Annotated in this window: 17 protein-coding genes and 1 tRNA gene; 5 read left to right on the top strand and 13 right to left on the bottom strand. The window is 62.0% G+C overall.

The features are described from left to right. Positions 1 to 11 precede the first annotated feature (11 nt). The 11 genes from LVD10_RS00960 to LVD10_RS00910 form a co-directional block, all read right to left on the bottom strand. Positions 12 to 1,037: a DNA polymerase III subunit delta' gene (locus LVD10_RS00960; RefSeq protein ID WP_232942360.1), complete on the bottom strand. Its 1,026-nt coding sequence runs from the start codon at positions 1,035 to 1,037 to the stop codon at positions 12 to 14. 37 nt (positions 1,038 to 1,074) lie between these two features. Beyond that, positions 1,075 to 1,695, bottom strand: coding sequence for a dTMP kinase (tmk, locus tag LVD10_RS00955; protein ID WP_237061418.1), 621 nt, complete (start codon positions 1,693 to 1,695; stop codon positions 1,075 to 1,077). A 2-nt stretch (positions 1,696 to 1,697) separates the two neighbouring features. Beyond that, a complete protein-coding gene (gene mltG / locus LVD10_RS00950) occupies positions 1,698 to 2,795 on the bottom strand; it encodes an endolytic transglycosylase MltG (RefSeq protein ID WP_232942356.1) in 1,098 nt (365 codons plus the stop codon). Next, positions 2,789 to 3,550, bottom strand: a complete 762-nt coding sequence (locus LVD10_RS00945; protein ID WP_237061417.1) for an aminotransferase class IV — start codon at positions 3,548 to 3,550, stop codon at positions 2,789 to 2,791. Before LVD10_RS00945 ends, mltG begins: the two co-directional genes overlap by 7 nt. Positions 3,551 to 3,613: 63 nt before the next feature. Then, positions 3,614 to 4,855, bottom strand: a complete 1,242-nt coding sequence (gene fabF, locus LVD10_RS00940; protein WP_232942352.1) for a beta-ketoacyl-ACP synthase II — start codon at positions 4,853 to 4,855, stop codon at positions 3,614 to 3,616. Between the two features lie 196 nt (positions 4,856 to 5,051). Further along, on the bottom strand, positions 5,052 to 5,288 hold the full coding sequence (acpP, locus tag LVD10_RS00935; RefSeq protein WP_067080870.1) for an acyl carrier protein: 237 nt from the start codon (positions 5,286 to 5,288) through the stop codon (positions 5,052 to 5,054). Between the two features lie 223 nt (positions 5,289 to 5,511). Beyond that, positions 5,512 to 6,267 carry a 3-oxoacyl-ACP reductase FabG gene (gene fabG, locus LVD10_RS00930; RefSeq protein WP_232942350.1) on the bottom strand — a complete coding sequence of 252 codons (756 nt, stop codon included), beginning with the start codon at positions 6,265 to 6,267 and terminating at the stop codon, positions 5,512 to 5,514. A 17-nt stretch (positions 6,268 to 6,284) separates the two neighbouring features. After that, the gene (gene fabD, locus LVD10_RS00925; protein WP_232942348.1) at positions 6,285 to 7,229 is read right to left on the bottom strand and encodes an ACP S-malonyltransferase; all 945 of its coding nucleotides are present in this window, start codon (positions 7,227 to 7,229) and stop codon (positions 6,285 to 6,287) included. A gap of 24 nt (positions 7,230 to 7,253) precedes the next feature. Next, the gene (plsX, locus tag LVD10_RS00920; protein ID WP_232942346.1) at positions 7,254 to 8,288 is read right to left on the bottom strand and encodes a phosphate acyltransferase PlsX; all 1,035 of its coding nucleotides are present in this window, start codon (positions 8,286 to 8,288) and stop codon (positions 7,254 to 7,256) included. Positions 8,289 to 8,291: 3 nt separating this feature from the next. After that, positions 8,292 to 8,483 carry a 50S ribosomal protein L32 gene (gene rpmF / locus LVD10_RS00915; RefSeq protein WP_232942344.1) on the bottom strand — a complete coding sequence of 64 codons (192 nt, stop codon included), beginning with the start codon at positions 8,481 to 8,483 and terminating at the stop codon, positions 8,292 to 8,294. A 75-nt stretch (positions 8,484 to 8,558) separates the two neighbouring features. Further along, a complete protein-coding gene (locus tag LVD10_RS00910; RefSeq protein ID WP_232942342.1) occupies positions 8,559 to 9,101 on the bottom strand; it encodes a YceD family protein in 543 nt (180 codons plus the stop codon). A gap of 108 nt (positions 9,102 to 9,209) precedes the next feature. On the opposite strand from LVD10_RS00910, the gene LVD10_RS00905 reads away from it, so the two are divergent. Beyond that, on the top strand, positions 9,210 to 9,818 hold the full coding sequence (locus tag LVD10_RS00905; RefSeq protein ID WP_232942340.1) for a Maf family protein: 609 nt from the start codon (positions 9,210 to 9,212) through the stop codon (positions 9,816 to 9,818). Positions 9,819 to 9,833: 15 nt separating this feature from the next. Here the strand turns inward: LVD10_RS00905 and LVD10_RS00900 are convergent, their stop codons facing one another. Both LVD10_RS00900 and rluC read right to left on the bottom strand, forming a co-directional pair. Continuing rightward, positions 9,834 to 10,478: an HAD family hydrolase gene (locus LVD10_RS00900; RefSeq protein ID WP_232942338.1), complete on the bottom strand. Its 645-nt coding sequence runs from the start codon at positions 10,476 to 10,478 to the stop codon at positions 9,834 to 9,836. 39 nt (positions 10,479 to 10,517) lie between these two features. After that, entirely contained in the window at positions 10,518 to 11,510 is a 993-nt protein-coding gene (gene rluC, locus LVD10_RS00895) for a 23S rRNA pseudouridine(955/2504/2580) synthase RluC (protein ID WP_237061416.1), read from the bottom strand. A gap of 770 nt (positions 11,511 to 12,280) precedes the next feature. On the opposite strand from rluC, the gene rne reads away from it, so the two are divergent. The 4 genes from rne to betA all read left to right on the top strand — a co-directional run bounded on the left by rne (position 12,281) and on the right by betA (position 20,249). Further along, complete coding sequence (gene rne / locus LVD10_RS00890; protein WP_232942334.1) at positions 12,281 to 15,445, top strand: ribonuclease E; 3,165 nt, start codon at positions 12,281 to 12,283, stop codon at positions 15,443 to 15,445. A 156-nt stretch (positions 15,446 to 15,601) separates the two neighbouring features. Beyond that, positions 15,602 to 15,689 (top strand) — tRNA-Ser (locus LVD10_RS00885). 774 nt (positions 15,690 to 16,463) lie between these two features. Next, positions 16,464 to 18,530: a choline BCCT transporter BetT gene (betT, locus tag LVD10_RS00880; protein ID WP_232942332.1), complete on the top strand. Its 2,067-nt coding sequence runs from the start codon at positions 16,464 to 16,466 to the stop codon at positions 18,528 to 18,530. 9 nt (positions 18,531 to 18,539) lie between these two features. Next, complete coding sequence (betA, locus tag LVD10_RS00875; protein ID WP_232942330.1) at positions 18,540 to 20,249, top strand: choline dehydrogenase; 1,710 nt, start codon at positions 18,540 to 18,542, stop codon at positions 20,247 to 20,249. Positions 20,250 to 20,293 lie beyond the last annotated feature (44 nt).

The raw sequence follows: 20,293 nt of genomic DNA, 5'->3' as shown, positions 1-20,293 counted from the left end.
CGGCCGCCCGGTCAGGCGGAAAAGAGCCTGGACCAGCGGATCATCAGTTCTTCAAGCAACAGGCGCTTGTTCGGGTTACTGCCGCCCACCAGTCCCTGCCGGGCCTGCTGCAACTGGTCGCTGAAGGCAAACAGGGATCGCAGGCTTTCGGTCCCTGTACCGGGCAGCCGCTGCAACAGGGCAACGACCTGTTCATCGGCGGTGAGGTCACAGCTGCGAGCGCGCATCATCAGCGCCACCCAGTGTTGCCAGAATTGCAGTAACTGCGTCAGCGCCACGCCCTCCGGGGGATTCTCCCAGCGCCCGGCAAGGGATACCGCACTCGCGCTAGCGCGGGTGAGCTCAGTCAGGTCGGTGAGAAATTGCTCGCGCGCCTCCCGTGCTTCGGGATCCGCCAGTTGCAGGGCCAGCAGCGGAGCACCACCAGCAAGATCTAGGGCGCGCTGGGCACCCTGCCCGTCCAGGCCGCCCTCTCCCAGCCAGCGCAACGCTACGTCCGGGGATGGTGCCGGGAACGGCACGGTCTGGCAGCGGCTGCGGATAGTGGGCAAAAGGCCCGAGGGAGCGTCCGAGATCAGCAGGAACAGCACAGCGGGTGCCGGTTCCTCGAGGTTTTTCAGGAGCGCATTGGCAGCGTTGACGTTCATTGCCTCGGCTGGTGCCAGCCAGACGACGCGCGCGCCTTCCCGGCCGCTGGTGCGGCTGACAAAACTGCCCAGCTGGCGCACCTGCTCGACTTTCAGCGGACCGCCGGGTTTTTCCGGTTCCACCCTCAGGAAATCAGGATGCGAGCCGGCCTGCCACAGGCGACAACCACGGCAATCCCCGCAGGCAAGCCCGTCCCGGGGCTGTTCGCACAGCACCAGTGCTGCAAAGGCTTCGGCAAAGCGCCGCTTGCCAAGGCCACCCGCGCCGCTCAGCAGCAGCGCATGGGGGCATCGCCCGGCGCGCCACTGGGCGCCCAGCCGCTGCCATTGCTCCCCCTGCCACGGCAGGGGAGATGGAATACTGGTGCTCGCTGATGTGGTGTCTGACACGCGTGTGCTGCTCCCGCGAATAATCCTCTGCCCGCCCTCAGGAGACGAGCGCTTCCAGGTGCTGCCGTAGGCCCGCCTGCACCTGCTCCAGTGGCTGGCTCGCATCGATCACCGCATAGCGGTCCGGGGCAGCATCCGCGCGCGCCCGGTAGGCATCCCGCACCCGGCGAAAGAAGGCAAGCTGTTCGCTCTCAAAGCGGTCAGCGGCGCCCGTGCTGGCCGCACGCTCAAGCCCCAGCTCTGGATCCAGGTCCAGCAACAGTACCCGGTCGGGGCGCAGGTCGCCCTGGACAGTCTGTTCGAGCTGCGCGATAAGTTGCCGGTCCAGCTGCCGGCCACCGCCCTGGTAGGCATAGGTGGCGTCGGTAAAGCGGTCACAGATCACCCACTCGCCCCGTGCCAGGGCCGGCCGTATGACCTCGGCCAGGTGCTGTGCCCGCGCGGCGAAAACCATCAGCAATTCTGCCGTGGGGTCCACCGCTTCCTCGCGGTGGCTAAGCAGCAGCTCTCGCAATTGCTCTGCCAGCGGCGTGCCACCGGGCTCCCGGGTCTGCACGAAGGGAATACCCTGCTCCTCCAGCCAACTGGTCACAAACCGGAGGTTGGTGGACTTGCCGACGCCCTCACCGCCTTCGAGCGTGATGAACTTTCCCCGCACGATTACTCTCCCTTGTCCGGGCTTGAGCGATAGTCCGCACGGCGCTTGAGCTGGTACTCGCGCACTGCCCGGTTATGCTCGGCTAGCGTCGCGGAGAAGTGGTGATAGCCGTTGCCCTTGGCAACAAAGTAGAGGCTGTCACCGTCCTTGGGGTTCAGGGCCGCACGGATGGCCTCCCGGCCCGGCAGGGCTATGGGAGTGGGCGGCAGCCCGTCGATTACATAGGTATTGTACGGGGTCGCCTGGCGCAGGTGCACGCGCCGCAGGTTTCCATCGTAATCCTCACCGAGGCCGTAGATCACCGTGGGGTCTGTCTGCAGGCGCATGCCCTTGTTAAGGCGGCGCACGAATACCCCGGCAATCTCATCGCGCTCGGATGGCTGCCCGGTTTCTTTCTCCACCAGCGAGGCCATGATCAGTGCCTCATAGGGACTGCTGTAAGGCAGGTCCTCGTCCCGTGCCTGCCACTCCTCATCCAGCACTTTCTGCATACGCTGGTAGGCCTGGCGCAACAGCTCGATATCGCTGGTGCCCGAGCGATAGATGTAGGTATCGGGGAAAATCCAGCCCTCAGGGCTCTCGCCCTCAAAGCCGAGGGCTTCGGCCGCGGTCCCCGGCTCGGCCGCTACCTCGGTCTGGACTATATTGCGACCGGCCCGCACCTGCGCCAGGGCCTGGGCGAAAGTCCAGCCCTCCACCAGGGTCACGCGGTAGCGGGTGACATCCCCGGTGTGCAGCCGCTCCACCAGGTCCATCGCGTTGCTGCCATGCGGAAGCAGGTATTCCCCGGCGTGGATTCCGGTCTTGTCCATGTAGTAGGCATAGAGCAGAACCACTTTGGGCAGGCTGACCACACCCTCACTGTGCAACTGGTCGAGCGCTTTCGACAGGCTCCCACCGCTGGCCACCTCAAAACGCAGGCCCTCTTCGCCCACGGCCAGTGGCTCAACCAGGCTTTTCTGGTAGGCCCAGAGGGCACCACCTGCCGCCACCAGCGCCAGGACTGTACCCAGCAGAAGGTAACGCCAGGCCCTTCCACCTCGCTTTGGTGTGGCCTTTGCCGGCTTTTCCTGCTTCGCACGCTTGTTTTTCTTTACCACAATTCTTCCGTCACTAACTGCTGTAACCTGCGGGTCTCCGGCCCGGCCGGCCCCAGTACCTGCCCATCCAGCTCTACTACCGGCAGCACACCGCGCACACCGTTGCAGAGCGCCAGTTCATCGGCCTGCTCGAGCGCGGCCCTATCAATATCGACCTCGTGCAGCGCTATCCTCTCCGCGAGCCAGTCTCGCATCACCCCCCGCACACCGCAACGGCCCAGGTCGGGCGTCAGCCAGTCGCCAGCCAAATGCACCAGCAGGTTGCAGCGGGTAGTCTCAATTAGCCTTCCGGCGCGGTCTCGCAGCAGGGCATCAACCGTAATCCCGGAATCGTGCAGCTCGGCGCTGGCACGATTATACAGCCCGCGCTGCAGCAATTTGCAGCCGGGGTTGGCAGTTTCAGTGGCTTCCAGGCGTGTTTCGCTCAGATAGAGCCGTACTCCCTGCATCCCCTCCCGCGGATCCAGCGGATGAACCGCGAGGTCCCAGTAGGGAGGCGCCGCCCCGGCAGCCAGCCGCAGGCGCAACCTGGCTGCGCCGGGCACCTCGCCCAGCTCCTGCAACAGGGCCTCGACCTCACGGAGAGATTCAACCGTAACCCGGCCACTGCGCAACAGCCGCCGCCGGTGCAGGTACCAGAGCGGGACGCAACCGCGGTCGAGCCGCATGGTTTCCAGCAGGCCATCCCCCAGCCCGGCATCCGGCGGGAGCTCGCTGGCGGGGATTCCATTGCGGAAATACAGGGGCAGGTTCACAGGGAGGGCACCGGGCCAGGGAAAGCGTCGCCCCGCCGCCTCGCGGCGACGGGGACAACAGGATCAGGCACGCTTGAAGACGAGCGAGCCGTTGGTGCCACCGAAACCGAAAGAGTTGGACAGCACAGCGTCAATGTCCATCTTCTGGGCCTCCCACGGCACCAGGTTGATACCACTGCAGGCTTCGTCGACATTGTCGAGGTTGATGGTGGGCGGCGCCACCTGGTCGCGCACGGCGAGGACAGAGAATATAGCCTCGATAGCGCCGGCCGCACCCAGCAGGTGACCGGTCATGGACTTGGTGGAACTTACCGCAAGCTGCTCCGCCACATCGCCGAATACCGAGCGCACCGCCGCTACTTCCGCCTTGTCGCCGAGTGGGGTGGAGGTGCCGTGGGCATTGATGTACTGCACCTGGCCTGCCGTCAGGGCGGCGTCATGCAGGGCGTTGCGCATCGACAACGCGGCACCGGCGCCGTCCTCGGGCGGTGAAGTCATATGGTGGGCATCGCCACTCATGCCAAACCCGGTAAGCTCGGCATAAATCCTGGCACCACGAGCCTTGGCACGTTCGTACTCCTCAAGCACCAGGACACCGGCGCCCTCCCCCAGGACGAAACCATCGCGATCGCGATCCCAGGGACGGCTGGCGGACTTCGGATCGTCATTGCGCGTGGAAAGTGCACGCGCCGCGCAAAAGCCGCCCAGTCCTACCGGGGTGGTTACCATTTCTGCACCGCCACAGACCATCACATCAGCGTCGCCGTACTGGATCGTGCGCAGGCCCAGGCCAATGGCATGGGTACCGGTAGTGCAGGCAGTAGTGGTGGAGAGATTGGGCCCCTTGAGGCCGTACTTGATCGACAGGTTGCCGGACACCATATTGATGATGGCTCCCGGCACGAAGAACGGGGAGACGCGGCGCGGGCCCTTTTCCGCGATCAGGAAAGCATTATCCTCGATCGCGCCAATGCCACCCATACCGGAGCCGATGCAGGCTCCCATGCGCGGCGCATCCTCTTCAGTGACTTCCAGGCCGCTGTCCTCGATTGCCTGGATACCCGCAACCATGCCGTACTGGAGGAAGTCGTCCATCTTGCGCGCTTCCTTCGCGGGCATGTAGGGCGTCGGGTCAAAATTCTTTACGGTCGCCGCGAAACGTGTGGAAAACGCGGAAACATCAAAAGACTCGATCGGTCCGGCACCGCTGGTGCCCGCCAGCACCCCGGCCCAGGTCTCGTCTACGGTATTGCCCAGCGGGCTCACCATGCCCATGCCGGTTACGACTACTCTTCTGCGCGACACTGTTGCTCCCCCGAAAATCAATACTGCACTGACGGACTTTCTACGTGCGGCCTACGGACGAAGATCAATCCGGCAGTCACATTTTCCTAGTGGCAATAAAAGGAGAGCCGAACTATGGGACATAGAACGGCTCTCGCGATATTCAAGCGACCGGGACGATCATGTGTCGACCCGGCCTTATTCCATCCAGCTCGGATTAACCAAGGTTTTCCTTGATGTAATCGATGGCGAGCTGAACAGTAGTGATCTTTTCGGCTTCCTCGTCCGGAATCTCGGTCTCGAATTCCTCTTCCAGGGCCATTACCAGCTCAACTGTGTCGAGGGAGTCAGCGCCCAGATCTTCAACAAAAGAGGCTTCAGGCTTTACGTCTTCTTCCTTTACGCCCAGTTGTTCAGCAACAATCTTTTTGACGCGCTCTTCAATGCTGCTCATGATTCAATTTAACTCCTAGTGGATGAAAATCTGTATTAGTCGTTATTCTTTTAAGCCGCTGTTTGATGCGGTTATAACGACCGGCTCACACAGCTTATGGTTAATGCGAGGCGGCATTGTACCCTGATTTCTCCGGTATGTAATGCACCGCCGGCCCCAGCCATAAACTACTCTATAAAATCTTTATCAATCAATCAGTTAGGGTTGGTTTTTGAGAACCAACTCAAGCCATGTACATGCCGCCATTCACATGAATGGTCTCACCGGTCACATAGCCACCGGCTTCACTGGCTAAAAATGCGACAACCGATGCAATCTCTTCGGGCTGCCCGAGGCGACCCAGGGGAATCTTGCTCATCAGCACTTCGCGCTGCTCCTCCGGCAGGACGCGGGTCATGTCGGTATCGATAAAGCCGGGCGCCACGGTATTGACGGTGATACCACGGGAACCGACCTCGGCAGCCAGGGAGCGGGCAAAACCAGCCACACCGGCCTTGGTGGCGGCGTAATTGCTCTGGCCCGCGTTGCCCATACTGCCGACAACGGAACTGATATTGATGATGCGTCCCCAGCGGGCCTTGGTCATATCCCGCAGGCACCCCTTGGTGACACGGTAGACGGCACTCAGGTTGGTGTCGATGACCGACGCCCACTCTTCATCCTTCATCCGCATCAGCAGGTTGTCCTTGGTAATACCTGCATTATTGACGAGGATGGTGGGCGCACCAAACTCCTCTTTAATCGCCGCCAGCAGGCTGGCAAGGCTGTCGGCACTGGTCACATCCAGGACCTTGCCCGCACCCTTTATGCCTTTTTCCGCCAGGCGGGCACTGATCTTCTCAGCGCCGGCCTCGCTGGTCGCGGTGCCGATCACCGTGGCGCCGAGGCTGCCCAGGGTATCGGCGATCGCGGCGCCAATGCCGCGGCTCGCGCCGGTAACCAGGGCAACCCTGTCGTTAAGGGACGTTGTTATTGTCATTACTGCTCCAGGATCGCTTATTCAGCGGTTGCCAGCGCCGCCTCGGAAAGCTGCGCCGGGGTTTCAATATTCATTGCGGTAAGGCCGCGGTCGATTCGCTTCGCCAGCCCGGCAAGAACCTTGCCCGGGCCGCACTCCACCAGCTGCTCGGCGCCATCCGCCGCCATCGCCTGCACGCAGGCGGTCCAGCGGACAGGGCTGTAGATCTGCTCAACCATCAGGGACTTGATGGCCGCGGGATCCATTTCCCTGCGCGCATGCACATTGTGTACCACCGGGATTTCCGGCACGTGAAACTCAGTCTGCTCGATCTTTGGGGCCAGCTTTTCCGCCGCTGGCCGCATCAGCTCGGTGTGGAACGGCGCGCTGACCGGCAACGGCATGGCGCGCTTGGCACCCGCGGCCTTGCAGCCCTCGATTGCCCGCTCGACGGCAGCCTTGCTGCCGGCGATTACGACCTGGCCGGGCGAGTTATAGTTCACAGCCGCGACGACTTCACCCTGGGCAGCCTCGCTGCAGGCTGCTTCCACCGCGGCATCATCCAGCCCGATCACCGCCGCCATGGCGCCCTCGCCCGCCGGCACGGCTTCCTGCATCAGGCGCCCGCGCTCACGCACCAGGGCCACCGCATCGGTAAACGCCAGGGTGCCGGCACACACCAGCGCGGACCACTCACCCAGGCTGTGGCCCGCCATCAATGCCGGGCGGGCACCACCCTTCGCGCTCCAGGCGCGATACAGGGCGACACTGGCTGTCAGCAGCAGTGGTTGCGTACGTTCGGTGAGATTGATTGCGGCCTGTTCGCCGTTCTGGCAGAGATCCCAGAGGTCGTAACCGAGCACCCCTGAAGCCTCTTCGAAAGTGGACCGGATTTCCGGAAATTCAGCCGCGGCCTCGGCCAGCATGCCAATCTGCTGGGAACCCTGGCCGGGAAAGACGAATGCGAGCCTTGCATTGGTCATGGGACATCCTTACACCTGGTTGCATTATTGGTGCGGGACCTGCCGGTGCATCTCTGACATGGCGCGGCCTACCCGGCCGGCGAGATCCGCATCAGCGCACTCTTTGGCGGTAATCATGGCCCGGAAAAATGCCTCACTGCTGGCACCACCGTGGCTCTTGATTACGTTGCCCCTCACCCCTAAAAAGCTGGCGCCATTATAGCGGGCGGGTTCCACCTGTGTACGCCATTTTCGCAACAGCTTTATGGCTAACTGGCCAAAAAAACGCTTAAACGGCGTCTTTTTCTCGATCGTAAACGCTTTTTGACCCATAAGTCTAATGACGCCCTCGGCGGACTTCATTGCCACATTTCCCAGCAGCCCGTCACAGACCACCACATCCACGCGCCCGGTGAAAATATCGTGCCCCTCGACGAAACCCGCGTAATGGATTTCCGGGTCGGCCTCGAAAAGTTCTGCCGCGCGGCGAATCTCCTCGGTACCCTTGTGCGCCTCGGCACCAATATTGAGCAGCGCCACCTGCAGGTCGCACTTGTCCGCATGCACACGCTGGGCCTCAATACCCATGCGCGCGAACTGGAGCAGGTCCTCGGCAGTACAATCGATATTGGCACCCAGGTCGAGCAGGAAGCACGACCCCCTCTCGGTGGGCAGGGACTTGCCCAGCGCCGGCCGGCGGACGCCGTCAATGGTCCCCAGGATACTGCGGGAGAGCGCCAGCAGTGCACCGGTGTTGCCAGAGCTGACCACGGCCTGCACCTCGCCATCCGCGAGCGCCTGTAACGCGCGCCCCATGGAAGAATCACGCTTGCGGCGCACCGCCTGGATGGGATTGCATTGCTGGGTAATGACCTGCTCGCAGTCCACCACCTGCAGGCGACGGATCAGGGAAGGCTTGTGCTGCTCCTCAAGGAGCCGGGTAAGGAGTTCGCGGGGGCCGAAGAGCTTCAGCTCCGCCTCGGGGAAACGCTGGAGAAACCTGACGCAGGCCGGAACGACAGAGCGGGGACCTAAGTCCCCGCCCATCGCATCCACGGCCAATCGTAATTGGCTGGACAAGACTTACTCTTCTTCAGAGCCGCCGACATCAATCACCTTGCGACCACGGTAAAAGCCGTCTTTGGTCACGTGGTGACGACGGTGCTTCTCACCGGTCGTCGGGTCGACGGAAAGAGCCGCACCAGAGTCCAGGGCGTCGTGTGAACGACGCATACCGCGACGGGAACGGGTCTTTTTGTTTTGTTGAACAGCCATGGCTTGCTCCTAAAATCAACAAGTTACACTGGAACCGGGGCGCCTACCGGCGAGCCCAAACTCGGCGGGAGCCTGTTACGACTTACCCGACGAACCCTTCAACTGTTCCAGCACTTTAAAGGGGTTTTCACGCTGCTCATCCTCCCCCGCTGACTCTTCACCAGCGTGGAAGTGCTCGCTGGCGACACACTCCTCATCGTGGTAAGCCACCATCGGCAGGTTGAGCAAAATCTCATCTTCCAACACTTCATACAGTTCCAGTTCGTCACTGTCCTGTATGACCGGGTCGAGGTCCTTGGGCAGCGCCTTGCCCCGCTCCTCGGACCAGACAATCCCCCAATGGAACTCTCCCTCCACCGGCACCGGCATGGGCTGCAGGCAGCGCTGGCAAAGCAGCGTGACCGCGCCGTGCAGATGCCCGGTTACGGTAAAGTGACCGTGCAGGTCCCTGGCGAACTCCAGGTCTGCCTGCACATCCTCTTCCACAGACTCCACCGCTGCCTTCAGTCGCTCCAACTGGGCCAGGGGAACCGTGCCCGAAAGCTTCTGCTCTCGCTGCGCCAGCTTGCGTGCGTCCAGGCGGCGCGGCAGCTCTGATTTAGAGGGGGGTATCGACATAAGCGCGCAATTCTATGGACTCGCCCCACCCTTGTCAAAACAATTCAGTCCGCCCAATATCCGGACTGCAAACCGACTCCGGCAGCCATGCAAGGACCAACCAAAGCCATGCCCCACTCCCTGATTCTAGCCTCCAGCTCACCTTACCGGCGCGCCCTGCTCCAACAACTCCAACTGCCTTTCGAAAGCGCCTCGCCCCATATAAATGAAGCAGCACTGCCGGAAGAGACTGCAGCCGCGCTCGCCGCCCGGCTGGCAGCAGAGAAAGCCAGCGCCCTTGCCGGCCGCTACCCCCGCGGACTGATCATCGGCTCGGACCAGGTGGCCGAGTGCGCCGGCACCCTGCTGGGCAAGCCCGGCACCGGCGATAACGCCATCGCCCAGCTCACCGCCTGTAGCGGCCGCCGCGTGACCTTCCACACCGGCGTCAGCCTGCTGGAACCAGGCAGCGGCCGCCAGCTGACCGAAGTGGAAGCCTTCACCGTAACCTTCCGCAACCTGTCGCAGGAGCAAATCCGCAGCTACGTAGAGCGCGAACAACCGCTGGATTGCTCCGGTTCGTTTAAGGCGGAAGGTCTGGGGATAGCACTATTCGAAAAAATGGAAGGGTCAGACTACAACAGCCTGATTGGCCTTCCATTAATTCGACTAATTAAATTGCTGGGGGAGTTTGGCATCGACCCACTCTCCGGCCCTGAAGCCCCCACAGGGGAGTAACCATGGCGCCGGAATTCAGGGTACGAGGGGCGGCCAGCGCAATAATTCTGAGAAATGATCGATAATGGCGCGGGGCTTCCAGGCCTGGAGGCGCTCGGGCTCATGCACCCCATAGCTGACCCCGATGGACGGCATCTGCAGGGCCGCCGCCATCTCGAGGTCATAGACGGTATCTCCCACCATCACCGCCTCTTCCGCCCGGCAACCGGTCTCTTGCAGGATTTCCTGTAGCATCCGCGGGTCCGGCTTGGAGGCCGTTTCATCGGCACAGCGACTGGAGCGAAACAGATCGTGAAGGCCGCGCTCACCGAGTTCGCGATCCAGGCCCCGACGACTTTTCCCGGTCGCCACCGCCAGGTGGTGACCACTGCCCAGCAGCCTGTCCAGGGTCGGCAGCACGCCATCGAACAGGGGGAGCGGCTCGCCACGGGCAGCAAGCCACTCTTCCGAGTAAAACTCGCGCATCTGCTGGCGCTGCCCGCTGTCAGCCTCGGGGAACAACGCCGCCAGCGCCTCCGGCAGGCCCAGGCCAATAATGTTGCCAATCGCCTCCGGGGCGAGAACCGGCAGGCCGGCACGCTCGGCCGCCCGCTGCATACACAGCACGATCCGCTCTGCGGAGTTACAGACAGTCCCGTCCCAGTCCAGAATTACCAGCATTCCCGTCACCTGCTCTACATCTTTTAGCCAACTGCCGGGTCAGCCCCGGCGCAGTGTCGCCAACACCGCCTCCAACTCCCCGGAAAGCGGAGCTTCAACTTTTACCGACTCCCCACCAGGCAGGGAGCAGGACACGCTCGCCGAGTGCAGGAACAGGCGCTTCAGGCCCAGCTCCCGGAATCGGCGATTATCCTCATCCGGCGTGTACTTGGAGTCCCCCGCCAGCGGGCAACCGACAAATTGCGCGTGTACACGAATCTGGTGAGTGCGCCCCGTGACCGGCTCCGCAGACACCAGGGTCGCCCCGGCAAATCGCTCCAGCACCTGGAAGCGCGTCTGGGACGGCTTGCCATCCGCAGCCACCGACACCATGCGCTCGCCGCTCTTGAGGGTATTCTTGCGCAATGGCGCTTCCGCCAGCTTGCGCCCACGCGGCCATTTACCACAGGCCAGCGCCAGGTACGACTTGCCCACCCGGCCGGCACGGAGCTCCGCCTGCACGTGCTGCAGGACCGAGCGCTTGCGCGCCACCATAATGGCGCCACTGGTATCCCGGTCCAGCCGGTGAACCAGCTCGATAAAGGGGCTCTGCGGAAACATCTGCCGCAGGACCTCAATCAGGCCCAGGCGCACACCGCTGCCACCGTGTACCGCAAGGCCGGACGGCTTGTTGATCACCATCAGGCCCTTTTCATCATAAAGTATGGATTGCTCCACGAGGCTCCGCAGGGACTCCCCGGCCACGGCGGGCGGGGCCTGCTCGGCGGTCCGGATCGGCGGCACGCGCACCTGGTCACCCGCCTGCAGCCGGTATTCCGCCTTTACCCGCCCCTTGTTTACGCGCACCTCGCCCTTGCGCAGGATCCGGTAGATGCGGGAGCGCGGCACCCCCTTCAGGCGCGCCTGCAGGAAGTTGTCGATACGCTGGCCCGCAAGGTCGGGCGGAACTGTCAGGAACCGGACGCCAGGAGAGCCTGCACTGGTGGAATCGGTGGCCGGGTTGGCCTTGCCGGAGGGGTCATTACTTCGCATGGGGCGCATGATAGCCGCAGAGCGACCGCAATTGAAGCAACATCCGGGCCATGCTATATTCGGGCAGCCTGAATTGGGCTGGTTTTCGGCGATGCGCGGCTCCCGTAGTTGTGGGCTCAGGCATCGCTCAAGAGAAAATACCGCCAATCGGCCGGTGCGCGGACAACCGCGACATCAACAAAACTCTGTCGATGAGGCAAGCCCCACTACCAGAATGTATCGGGCACCTCGTCGGCTTTTGACCCCCGCCTGAACGGCGGGCATTTATCGCGAAGGTAAGACGGGCTGAGGCCCGCAGCGCTTGAAGAAAGACTCAGGACACTTTACGTCCCGCTCTGTTTCAGCTGGCCAGCGATCGAACTGGCCCACCGGGCAGCATATGAAGACCAGGCATGCCCGGGCGACACAAATACAGAAATGAAGGGGCCCGGCCACAAGCCGGAAACAACAGAGCCAGACGACAAAAGTTATCCCCGCCGCCCGGTTAGCGTGTGACACACCAGCTACAGGGCGGTCCTGCCGGTAGCGGAAATCCCCGCGGCCCGGCGGGCGGTGCGCATTACAGCACCGGAGGTCCGAAGGCTGCACAGCCAATTGCGTGTGGCCCGAGGTACGGCAGTGAGACCAGCGGGTCATCGCCACCCTGCCCCTGCGGCAGAGGCGCACCCCTGTACCCTGCGACGCTATGCGGACGGTTCTGCATCGCACCTGACAACAAGCCTGCGACCCCAGTGTGTCCCCTTTGCGCAACGCAAGGATACAAGACACGCATGAAGAGAATGCTGATCAACGCAACTCAACCTGAAGAGTTGCGCGTAGCCCTGGTCGACGGCCAGTGGCTGTACGACCTGGATATCGAAAACCGCACCCGCCAGCAGAAAAAAGCCAATATCTACAAGGGCAAGATCACCCGCGTCGAGCCCTCCCTGGAAGCTGCCTTCGTCGACTATGGCGAGGAGCGCCATGGCTTCCTGCCCTTGAAAGAAATCTCCCGCGAATACTTCGTAAAGCAGCCCAAAGACATCGAAGGCCGCATCAAGATCAAGGATGTGGTCAAGGAAGGCATGGAAGTCATTGTCCAGGTGGACAAAGAGGAGCGCGGCAACAAGGGTGCCGCCCTCACGACTTTCATCAGCCTGGCGGGCCGCTACCTGGTCCTGATGCCGAACAATCCCCGCGCCGGCGGCATCTCCCGCCGCATCGAGGGTGACGAGCGCTCCGAGCTGCGCGACGCCCTCTCCAGCGTGGAAGTCCCCTCCGGTATGGGCATTATCGTCCGTACTGCCGGCGTTGGCCGCAGCGGTGAGGAACTCCAGTGGGATCTCAACTACCTGCTGCAGCTGTGGGAAGCAATCAAGACTGAAGCAGATGAAACCAAGGCGCCCCACTTCCTGTTCCAGGAAAGCAACGTCATTATCCGCGCGATCCGCGATTACATGCGTGACGATATCGGTGAAGTCATCGTTGATGACAAGGGTGCTTACCAGCTGGCCGCCGAATTCGCGCGCCAGGTAATGCCCCACTACAGCAACAAGGTGAAGTACTACGAAGACGCAATCCCGCTCTTCAACCGTTACCAGATCGAGAGCCAGATCGAGACCGCCTTCGAGCGCGAAGTGAAGCTGCCCTCCGGCGGTTCCATCGTTATCGACGTGACCGAGGCCCTGATTTCCATCGACATCAACTCCTCCCGCGCCACCAAGGGCGGCGACATTGAGGAGACCGCACGCTCTATCAACCTGGAAGCCGCGGACGAAATCGCCCGCCAGCTGCGTTTGCGGGATATGGGCGGCCTGGTGGTGATCGACTTCATCGACATGCAGAACAAGTCCAACCAGCGCGAAGTCGAGAAGCGTATGGAGAAGGCACTGAGCATGGACCGGGCACGTGTCCAGATCGGCCGCATCTCCCGCTTCGGCCTGCTGGAGATGTCTCGCCAGCGCCTGCGCCCGTCCCTGGGTGAAACCACTTTCCGTGTCTGCCCGCGCTGTAGCGGCCAGGGCACCATTCGTGGCACCAAGTCCCTGGCGCTGTCCATCCTGCGCCTGGTGGAGGAAGAGGCCAAGAAAGAGCGCAGTGCCGAGATTCGCGCGATCTGCCCGGTCAATGTCGCCACCTACCTGCTGAACGAAAAGCGAAAGGCGATCTCCCAGATCGAATCGCGCAATAACACCCGCGTGGTGGTAGTACCCAACGCCGACCTGGAAACCCCGCATTTCGAGGTGCAGCGCCTGCGCGACGACGAAACTGCGACGCTGGAGACCTCCTACAAGATTGCCGGCACCCTGGAAGAGGCACCGGACAAGGAAGAGGAACCGGCTCGCGCCCCGGCCCAACCGGCGGTTCAGCAGATTGCCCACACCGCACCTGCGCCCACGCCCACCGAGAAGCCGGCAGCTCCCGCCAAGAAGGCAGAGCCGGGCCTGGTCGCACGCCTGATCAGCGCGATCTCCGCCCTCTTCTCCGGTGGTGAGGAAGAGGACAAGACCAAGAAGCACAAGAAGACCAAGGGCGGCGGCAAGAACTACCAGAAGCGCGGCCGCGGTGGCAGCCAGCGCGGTAACCGTGGTGGCCGCTCCAGCCGTGGTGGTCGCCGTCGCGACGACTCCCGCCGCGAGGAAAAGCAGCCCGAGAAGCAGGCTGAAAAACGTGAAGGTAAACGCCAGGACAAGCGTGAGGAGAAGCGCGAGGAAAGGCCCGAAACAGCCAAGCGTGATGAGGCCCAGGGCGCCGAGCGTCCGCAGCGTCGCCGCCGCCGCCGTCGCGGTGGTGAAGGTCGCCGCCGTCGCGAGGAAGGCCAGCAGCAGACCGCCGAGAAGGCAACGGTAGAGGAAGCGGTAGAAGCTCCCGAGACTACAGCTGAAACCGAAGGCCAGGAACGTCCCGCACGCCGCCCCGGCAATGTGCGCGGCCGGCCCCAGCCCCGTCGTCGCGGTCGCCGCGGTGAAAACAAGGCAGCAGCTGCCGTAGCCCAGAGCCAGGAAGAGCTGGATCGTGAAGTCAATGAAGCCATTGACGAAGCCGAGGGCGAAGCCAAGAAATCTGCCGACAAGCAACAGCAGGCCACTGTAGAGGCTGCTGCCGGCCAGAAGCCGGAGGCCGCTACGGAAGGCAAGCGTGAGCCGAAGGCAGAGCGCCAGCCCCGGAAGTCGAAGGAAGCCCGGGCGGAAGAGACTGCCAAGTCCGAGAGCGACAAGGGCAAAGGTAAAGCCGAGGGCGAGGCCGCGGAAGAAAAGGTCGAGCGGAAACCCCGTCGCCAGCGGGAAGCACGCAAGGATTCCGGCGAGGAGGCGGAGCGCTCCGCGAAAGCCGCTGAGCCCAGTGGCGACAGGGACGAGCAGCGCCCACAGGAGGCTCCGGCGCCGAGCCCGGCAACTGCCGAGGAGGAAACTGCAGGTGCGCCCGCCAAGGCTCCGGAAGCCGAGAGCAAGGTCACCACTGCCGAGGTCACTGCCGAAGAGGAAGCCGCCAAAGCGCCGCGTGCCGATACCGCGCAAGCCGAAGCGCCTGAAGCAGCCGCAATGGCACCTGCGCAGCCCGAGCCTGAGGAAGCTGCCGAATCGGCGGCAGAGGTCCAGCAACCGGAAGCAGTGGCTCAAGAAGCTGCTGAGGCACCCGCAGCTGCAGAGCAGCCAGAGGAGCCGGCTGCTGAAGCACCCACAGCAGCCCCGGTTGCAGCTGAGCCGAAGCAGGCAGCCCCGACCGGTGCTACGCCCGCTCGAGCCAGCAACGATCCGCGCGTGAACCCGAAACCGCTGGGTACACTGGCGATCGTAACGGAGCAGCGCGATATGGGACTCAAGCAGCCGCTGGACACGTCCACCCCGGCCGCTATTGAGCACAAGCCCCGCACCATCGCCCGCCCGGCCAACGACCCACGTGTTGCCCGGGAAGGAAGCCAGGCGAACGACGACGGTTCAGCCCAGGCGAGCTAAGCAGACAGGAGGCCCGTGCCCGCCACGGGCCTCCAACGTCACTCGAGCCAGGCGCCGAAATTGCTCAAAAATACAGCTAACTTATTGAACTACTTAAAAAAATTATCCACGCTCTTGTACCCGACAACCACGTCGGTATAATGCGCCGGACAATCTGGTGGGGTGGCTGAGTGGTCGAAAGCGGCGGTCTTGAAAACCGTTGACTGTAACAGGTCCCAGGGTTCGAATCCCTGCCCCACCGCCATATAAAGAAACCCGGCTTCATGCCGGGTTTTTTTATATGGTGGCGGGGTAGATCTGGATGAGAGCCCCCGTTCGAGCCGGAGCGGGCGCAAGCCCGCGGAGACCAGTGAGCGCAGCGAGCTCATCCCTGCCCCACCGCCATATAAAGAAACCCGGCTTCATGCCGGGTTTTTTTATATGGTGGCGGGGTAGATCTGGATGAGAGCCCCCGTTCGAGCCGGAGCGGGCGCAAGCCCGCGGAGACCAGTGAGCGCAGCGAGCTCATCCCTGCCCCACCGCCATACAAAAGAGCCCGGCTTTATGCCGGGCTTTTTTGTGTGGTGCTGGGGTAGATCTGGATGAGAACCCCGTTCGACTCGGAGGGCGACGCCCAGAGAGCCGCGAGAGAAGCGAAGCGCATCCCTGCCCCACCGCCATATAAAGAAACCCGGCTTCATGCCGTGTTTTTTATATGGTGGCGGGGTAGATCTGGATGAGGCCCCTCGTTCGACCCGACCAACTTGTCTCGCAAACTGGGGCACCGAAGTTCACGACGGCAGGACACAGTCCCGAGCGAATTTTTCGAGGCCACTGCACAGCCAGCGAAGCCGCCCACTCCCGGAGCATATTCACGCCACTTCCGCGGGCAGGAAACCATCAGGCACCCCAGAGCCCACATCCTGTAATGAAATACTCCCGCCATCGTCTATAAAGTAAGTTTGTACCCTATTCCCATGCCCTCTCGCCAAGCGGGCATGGTCTATCCTCATGTCACCCAATATCGCGAGTAGCGTATATGCACGATCCCAAGTCCTCCGAGGCGTCCTCAAAGGCGACAGCTGAAGAAGCAAAGATCAAGTGGCTCGTGTTTCTGAGCTCGGTCATCGGTATCTTCCTGTTCTCACTCTGGGCGATGATCTTCACGGAACAGGCCAGCAACGTCATTTACGGTGTGCTGGCATGGATCTCCGGCAGTTTCGGCTGGTTCTACTTCCTGGCCGTCGTGGCCTACCTGGTCTTCGTTATTTTTATCGCCGTATCCAAGTATGGTGATATCAAGCTGGGGCCGGATCATGCAGAGCCGGAATTCAATGTTGTCACCTGGGCCGCAATGCTCTTCGCCGCCGGTATCGGCATTGACCTGATTTTCTACTGTATTGTGGAGCCGGTAACGCAGTTTATGACGCCTCCTGTCGGTGAAGGCGGGACCGAGGAAGCCGCTCGCAATGCCATGGCCATCACTTTCCTGCACTGGGGCCTATCCGGCTGGGGCGTGTACACGCTGGTGGGGATGTCACTGGCGTTTTTCAGTTACCGCCATGGACTGCCCCTGACAATCCGCTCCTCGCTTTACCCCCTGTTTGGCAACCGGATATACGGACCAATCGGGCATGCCGTGGATATCGCCGCCGTACTGGGTACCGTGTTCGGCGTCGCCACCAGCCTGGGCATTGGTATCATCCAGCTTAACTTCGGTCTCAAGTACATGTTCGGCGTACCGGAGGGCACGTTCACCCAGTCGGTCCTGGCCATCCTGATTGTTGTGTTTGCGGCAATCTCTGCAGCCACCGGGGTGGAACGCGGCATTCGCCGCCTGTCGGAATTCAATATGTTGCTGGCCATCATCCTGATGCTGTTCGTGCTGTTCAGTGGCCAGACGCGCTTCCTGCTGGACGCCTTTGTTACCAATATGGGCGACTACATCCAGAACTTTATCGAGCTTTCATTCAATACTTTTGCCTTCGACCCGCCGCAGGACTGGTTGAATGCCTGGACCATCTTCTTCTGGGCCTGGTGGATTGCCTGGGGCCCGTTTGTCGGCCTGTTCCTGGCACGAATTTCCCGGGGCCGCACCATCCGCTCGTTTGTCGCCGGCACCCTGATCCTGCCCTTCATGTTCATGGCCGCGTGGATGGCAATCATGGGTAACTCCGCGATTGACATGGTGCTGGGCGGGGCCACCGAGTTTGGCGCCCAGGCAATTGAGAAGCCCGGGTCTGCCATCTACCTGTTCCTGGAACAGATGCCGTGGACCATGCTGACCACCATCGCAGTCACTATTCTCTCAATCGTTTTCTTTGTCACTTCAGGTGACTCCGGGTCACTGGTACTCTCCAACCTGACCTGCCGGCTCTCCGACCCGAACCACGACGCCCCCCCATGGATGCGGATCCTCTGGGCCGCAATCATTGGTATCGTTACTGTAGCGCTACTGATGACCGACGGGCTGGCAGCCCTGCAGAGCGCAGTAGTGATCATGGGCCTTCCATTCGCATTTGTGTTGATCATGATGATGATGGGCCTCAACAAGGCGCTGCGCCTCGAGAGCCTGAAATCCGAGAGTATGCAGGACGTGCTGGCAGGACACCTTTCGGGCCGTACCGTCGCGGGTGAGGGGGCGACCAACTGGACACAGCGGCTCTCCCGGGCCATCAGCTTCCCCACCCTCAAGCAGGTAGAGCAGTTTATTGAACGGACCGCGAAGCCCGCGTTCGAGGCCGTCAAGGAAGAGCTTGAGGAGCGCGGGCACCCGGTGCGTATTTCGGGCGGGAGTGGCGATGAGTTGCACCTGTCACTGGATGTGGACATGGGTGATGAAGTCGACTTCACCTACCAGATCTGGCCACGCCAGTGCTCGATGCCGGCGTTTACCATGCGGGCGGAAAAACCACGCTCCAGTTACTACCGCCTTGAACCACACCTGCGGGTCGGCGGCCTGACATACGACCTGATGGGCTATTCAAAAGAGCAAATGATTGGCGATATCGTCGACCAGTTCACCGCCCATATGCAATACCTCCACATGAAGCGGGAACTGGCAAACCGTACACCCGGTGAAGAGGGTGAGCCAGGTCCGGCCTAGGGGAAAGTGATGACAGAAAAGAAGTTCGACCAGACCTTTGACTACATCGTCGTCGGCGCCGGCTCGGCGGGCGCCGTGGTCGCAACCCGGCTCACCGAGGACAGCAATACCAGTGTGTTACTGCTGGAGTATGGCGGCAAGGATAACTCCATCTTTATCCGCATGCCGTCTGCCTTCTCGATACCCCTCAATATGCCCAAGTATGACTGGGAGTTTTACACCGAGCCTGAGCCCGGCCTTCACGGGCGGCGTATCCACCAGGCCCGGGGCAAGGTGATCGGTGGCTCCTCCTCAATCAATGGCATGGCCTTTGTCCGTGGATGCAAGGGCGACTTCGACGAGTGGGTAGAGCACGGCGCCGAGGGCTGGGGCTATGCCGATGTGCTGCCCTATTTCCGCCGCTCGGAAGACTGCGTCTATGGCGCTGACGAGTACCGTGGCGACAAGGGCCCGATAACCGCCTGTAACGGTAATAACATGAAGAACCCCCTGTATCGCGCCTTTATCGAGGCCGGCAAACAGGCGGGATACGGCTATACCGAGGACTATAACGGTTACCGCCAGGAAGGATTCGGGCGCATGGACATGAGCGTGCGCGACGGCGTGCGCTGCTCAACAGCCCTGGGCTACCTGAAGCCGGCATTAAGCCGCAGTAACCTTGAACTGAAAATGCACGCCCTCACCACCCGGGTGATCATGGATGGCAAGAAGGCAATCGGCGTGGAGTACCAGCAGGGCGGCAAGACATTCCGCGCCCGTGCCAACCGCGAGGTGATCCTCTCTGCCAGTGCCTTCAACTCGCCCAAATTACTGATGCTTTCGGGTATCGGTCCGGCAGAACATCTCAAGGAACATGGTATTGACGTGGTGCACGACCTGCCGGGCGTGGGCCAGAACCTGCACGACCACCTGGAGGTCTGGGTGCAGCAACGCTGCAAGCAGAACATCACACTCAACGGCTCGCTGGGTCCGCTTTCCAAGGCTTGGATTGGTATCAACTGGCTGCTGTTCAAGCGCGGGCTGGGTACTTCCAATCAATTCGAGTCCAACGGCTATATCCGCAGTCGTGCCGGCCTCAAGTATCCCGATATCCAGTACCACTTTCTCGCCGGCGCCATCGCCTATGATGGCTCCAGTGCAGTCAAGGGGCATGGTTTCCAGGCACACCTGGGCTGTAACAAGCCACTCAGCCGCGGCTGGGTCAAGCTCAAATCCGCAGACCCCAGGCAGGCACCGGAGATGGTCTTCAACTACTTTGCCCGCGAAGAGGACAAGCAGGCATTCCGGGCCGGCCTGCGGTTTACCCGCGAGATCTTCGCCCAGCCAGCGATGGACCCCTATCGTGGTGACGAGGTTTCACCCGGCCCGGATGTGCAATCCGATGAGGAGATCGATAACTGGCTGGCCGAGACCGCGGAAACCGCTTATCACCCGGCGGGGAGCTGCCGCATGGGCACGGACGAGATGGCCGTGGTAGATCCCGAATGCCGGGTGCACGGTGTGGAAAACCTGAGGGTGGTGGACTCCTCTATCATGCCAACAGTAACCAACGGCAACCTGAATGCGCCGACAATCATGATTGGTGAGAAAGGCGCGGACCATATCCGCGGCAAGGGTATGCTGGCCCCATCCAGGGCCGACAGCTATTTTGCAGAGGGTTGGGAGGACAGCCAGCGGGAGGGGAGTGCCGACCGCGCGCTCGATAAAAGCTCTGGCTGATCGCCCTGGTTGATCGCTGGTACAGGGCACCGGGGCCGGCCAGT

This window comes from Microbulbifer zhoushanensis, assembly GCF_021729055.1.
Taxonomy (GTDB): Bacteria; Pseudomonadota; Gammaproteobacteria; order Pseudomonadales; family Cellvibrionaceae; genus Microbulbifer; species Microbulbifer zhoushanensis.
This window is presented reverse-complemented; position numbering and strand designations above follow the sequence as displayed.